Consider the following 3,481-nt stretch of genomic DNA (forward strand, 5'->3'; position numbering starts at 1 on the left):
GAGGGGCCGGGCAGCTGCCCGGCCCCTCTTCCTTGCGGTGGTCCGATCGCGTTGCGCACGGGTCCTGTCCGGACGGATCCCCCCTGGTTCCGCCAGGTGTCCCCCAAGCCCGTGTGCTCCCCCGTCGACCGGACCTCCCTTGCCGGCCCCGGCGGCTCCCCCGAAGTCGCCGCCGCGGCCGTTCCCCGTCGGGAGTGGTCTACTTGGCCGGCTCCGAGGTGGCGTGCATGTCCTTGGTGGCGATGGACTCGTCGTGACCACCCGTGATCTTCTCGGTGATCGCGTCGATGGCCGGCTCGGACGTGGCGTGCATGTCCTTGGTGGCGATGGACTCGTCGCGGCCACCCGTGATCTTGCCGGTGATGGCGTCGACCGCCGGCTCGGAGGTGGCGTGCATGTCCTTGGTGGTGATGATCGGTTCCTGCTTGATCGGGTCGGTCATGCTCGTCAACTCCTGCGTGTGATGTCCGAGATGGGGGAGATCCGCCCAGCCGTTCCCCCGTGGACAGCTGGGCGAATCTCCGGGGCCGATCACCCTAGTACTCAGGGGCAGTGGCCCTCATCGGCGACCCGTCTGCCCCCCGACGCGGCGGATCGTCATGTGGAAGAGCATGCCGGGTGGCGATAAACGAACGATGAACGTACTGGCCGGAGGGGTCTAGGCAGCCGTCGCGGGCGTCAGCAGCGCACGCACCTCGGCCGCCTCCGGGGCCCCCAGGGCGTCGAAGATCCCGAGTGCCTCCTGCCAGCAGACCAGCGCCCGACCGCTCTGGCCGATGCCGAAGAGGGCGCGGCCCAGGACGGTGAGGACGTTGCCCCGCCGCCACTCGCCCCCGATACCGCGCAGCACCGTGAGGGCCATCTCGGCGTTCGATGCCGCCTGAGCGTGCCGGCGGGCGGCGATGTCCACCTCGGACAGCCGGAAGAGCGTCATGCCCTCCCACAGTCGCTGCCTGCTGTCGGCGAAGACCGCCAGCGCCTCGCGGAGCTGTTCGGCCGCTGCGGCGAGCTGGTCGTCCTGGGTGAGGGCGAGCCCGAGGGCGTACCGTCCGTTGGCCCCCCGGAGCGCGTGCCCCATCGAGTCGTAGATCTCGGTTCCCTGGCGGGCGAGAGCTATGGCGCTCGGCGTACGGCCCATGGCCAGGTGGATGCGCGACAGATTGCAGAGGGCGCTCGCTTCTCCCGGCTCGTCGCCGATGTCACGGAACCGTTCGATCGCCTCGGTGAGGTACTGCTCCCCCTCCACGAAGCGGTTCTGGTACAGCGCGATGATGCCCCGGGCGTTGGCGGACCAGCAGGCGGGCAACGGATCCCCGGCCCGATCCGCGTGCGGCAGGGCGAGTTCGGCGTCCCGGTCCGCCTCCTCGAAGCGGCCCGCCGTGTGATGGACACCCGCGAGGACCATGAGTGCGCGACCCTCGGCCCTGGCATCGGCGTGGCTGCGCGCGGCATCACGGACGACGACCCCGGTCGCCTCGAACTCCCTGGAGTTCGCTCCCGACTCTCCGAGGTCCAGCGACGCCCACAGCAGGTCCACCGCGCGCCGCAGGGTGGCCGGGGACGCGGCCGACTGGCGGACGCACGCCAGGAGGCAGTTCGCCTCCGCGTAGAGCCAGTCCTGGGCCTCGTGGCGGTCGGTGAAGGTCAGTCCCCCGTACGAGGTCGGCTCCAGGTGGTCCACCAGCCGGTCGCCGGGGCGCTCGATCGCGTACACCCGCGCCGCCGTCGACAGATAGAAGTCCAGGAGACGCGAGAGCGCAGCCTCCTTCTCCGACGGAGGCTGCTCGTCGCGGTCCGCGCACGCACGCGCGTAGAGCCGTACCAGGTCGTGGTACCGGTAGCGGCCGGGCGCCGCCGACTCCACGAGCGACGTGTCGACCAGGGCCTCCAGGAGGTCCTCCGTGTCCCAGAGCGGGAGGTCGAGGACCGCCGCGGCCGCCGCGAGCGAGATGTCCGGGCCGTCCGCGAGGCCCAGCAGCCGGAACGCGCGCGCCTGCGCCGGCTCCAGCTGCCCGTAACCGAGTTCGAAGGTGGCCTTCACCGCCAGGTCGCCCGCCTGGAGTTCGTCCAGGCGCCGCCGCTCGTCCGCCAGCTTCGCCGCCAGGACCGACACCGTCCACGTCCGCCGCGCCGCCAGGCGCGAGGCCGCGATCCGGATCGCCAGGGGCAGGAAACCGCAGGCCGCCACCACGTCGAGGGCCGCCTCGCGCTCCGACCGGACCCGCTCCGCGCCCACGATCCGCGTGAAGAGCTGGAGCGCCTCCTCGGGGGACATCACGTCCAGGTCCACCAGATGCGCCCCCGCCAGGTCGACCATCCGGATCCGGCTCGTCACGAGCGCCGCGCAGCCCGCCGTCCCCGGCAGCAGCGGGCGGATCTGGGCCGCGTCCCGCGCGTTGTCCAGGAGGACCAGCACCCGGCGCCCGTCCAGCGTCGAGCGGTACAGCGCCGCCCGGTCGTCGAGCGAGTCCGGAATGGCCGAGTCCGGGGTGCCGAGGGCGCGGAGGAAGGAGCCCAGGACCGTCTCCGGCGCGGCCGCGCGCGAGCCCGCCCCCTGGAGGTCCACGTACAGCTGCCCGTCCGGGAAGTGCGGGCGCGCCTCGTGCGCGACGTGCACGGCCAGCGTCGTCTTGCCGACGCCGCCGATGCCGGCCAGCGCCGACACCGCCATGACATGGCCCTCGGCCGTGGCGAGCCGGGCGCCCAGCTCCCGTACGAACGGCGCCCGGCCCGTGAAGTCCGGGACCGTCGCCGGGAGCTGCGCGGGACGGGCGACGGGCGGCGCGGCCGGGACGGCCTCCTCGACCGGGCGGGCGAGTTCGGCGTCGGCCTGCAGGATGCGCTGCTGGAGCCGGGAGAGTTCGGGTGTGGGGTCGACGCCCAGCTCCTCGGCGAGCAGCCGGCGGGTGTCCGCGTACACCGCGAGCGCCTCGGCCTGCCGTCCGCTCCGGTAGAGGGCGAGCATCAGCAGCTCACGGAGCCGCTCCCGCAGCGGGTGCGCGGCGGTGAGCGCGGTCAGCTCGGACACGGCCTCCGCGTGCGCGCCTACCTCCAGGTCGATGTCGAGCCGGGTCTCCAGGAGCGTGAGCCGCCACTCCTCCAGACGGGTCCGCTGCGTCTCGGCGTACGGCCCCGGCACGGAGGCCAGCACCTCGCCGTCCCACAGGTCCAGCGCCTCCGCGAGCCGGTCGCGGGCGCCCGCCCGGTCTCCGGCGGCCCGCAGCTTCTCGGCCTCTGCGCCGAGTTCCTGCGCGGTGGCGACGTCGAGCGCGGCGGCGGAGGTGCGCAGGGCGTAGCCGCCGGACTCGCTGACGAGGACCTTGGGGCCGAGCGCCTTGCGGAGCCGGGAGGCGTACGTGCGTACGGCCGCGAGGGCGACTCCTCGCCCCAGAGGGCGTCGATCAGCTCGGAGGCGGTGGCGGTACGCCCGCCCCGGAGCAGCAGCGCGGCGAGGAGGGCCCGCTGCTGCTCCGGGGCGGGC

General features: G+C 73.6%; 1 protein-coding gene and 1 pseudogene. Both read right to left on the reverse strand.

What is annotated here, in order from left to right; genetic code table 11:
- Positions 1–199 precede the first annotated feature (199 nt).
- Positions 200–442 carry a hypothetical protein gene (locus AOK00_RS34455; protein ID WP_055604071.1) on the reverse strand — a complete coding sequence of 81 codons (243 nt, stop codon included), beginning with the start codon at positions 440–442 and terminating at the stop codon, positions 200–202.
- 216 nt (positions 443–658) lie between these two features.
- A pseudogene (locus tag AOK00_RS34460) lies at positions 659–3,481 on the reverse strand (BTAD domain-containing putative transcriptional regulator); the annotation flags it as partial.

It is taken from the genome of Streptomyces aureus, assembly GCF_001418135.1.
GTDB classification, from domain to species: domain Bacteria; phylum Actinomycetota; class Actinomycetes; order Streptomycetales; family Streptomycetaceae; genus Streptomyces; species Streptomyces aureus_A.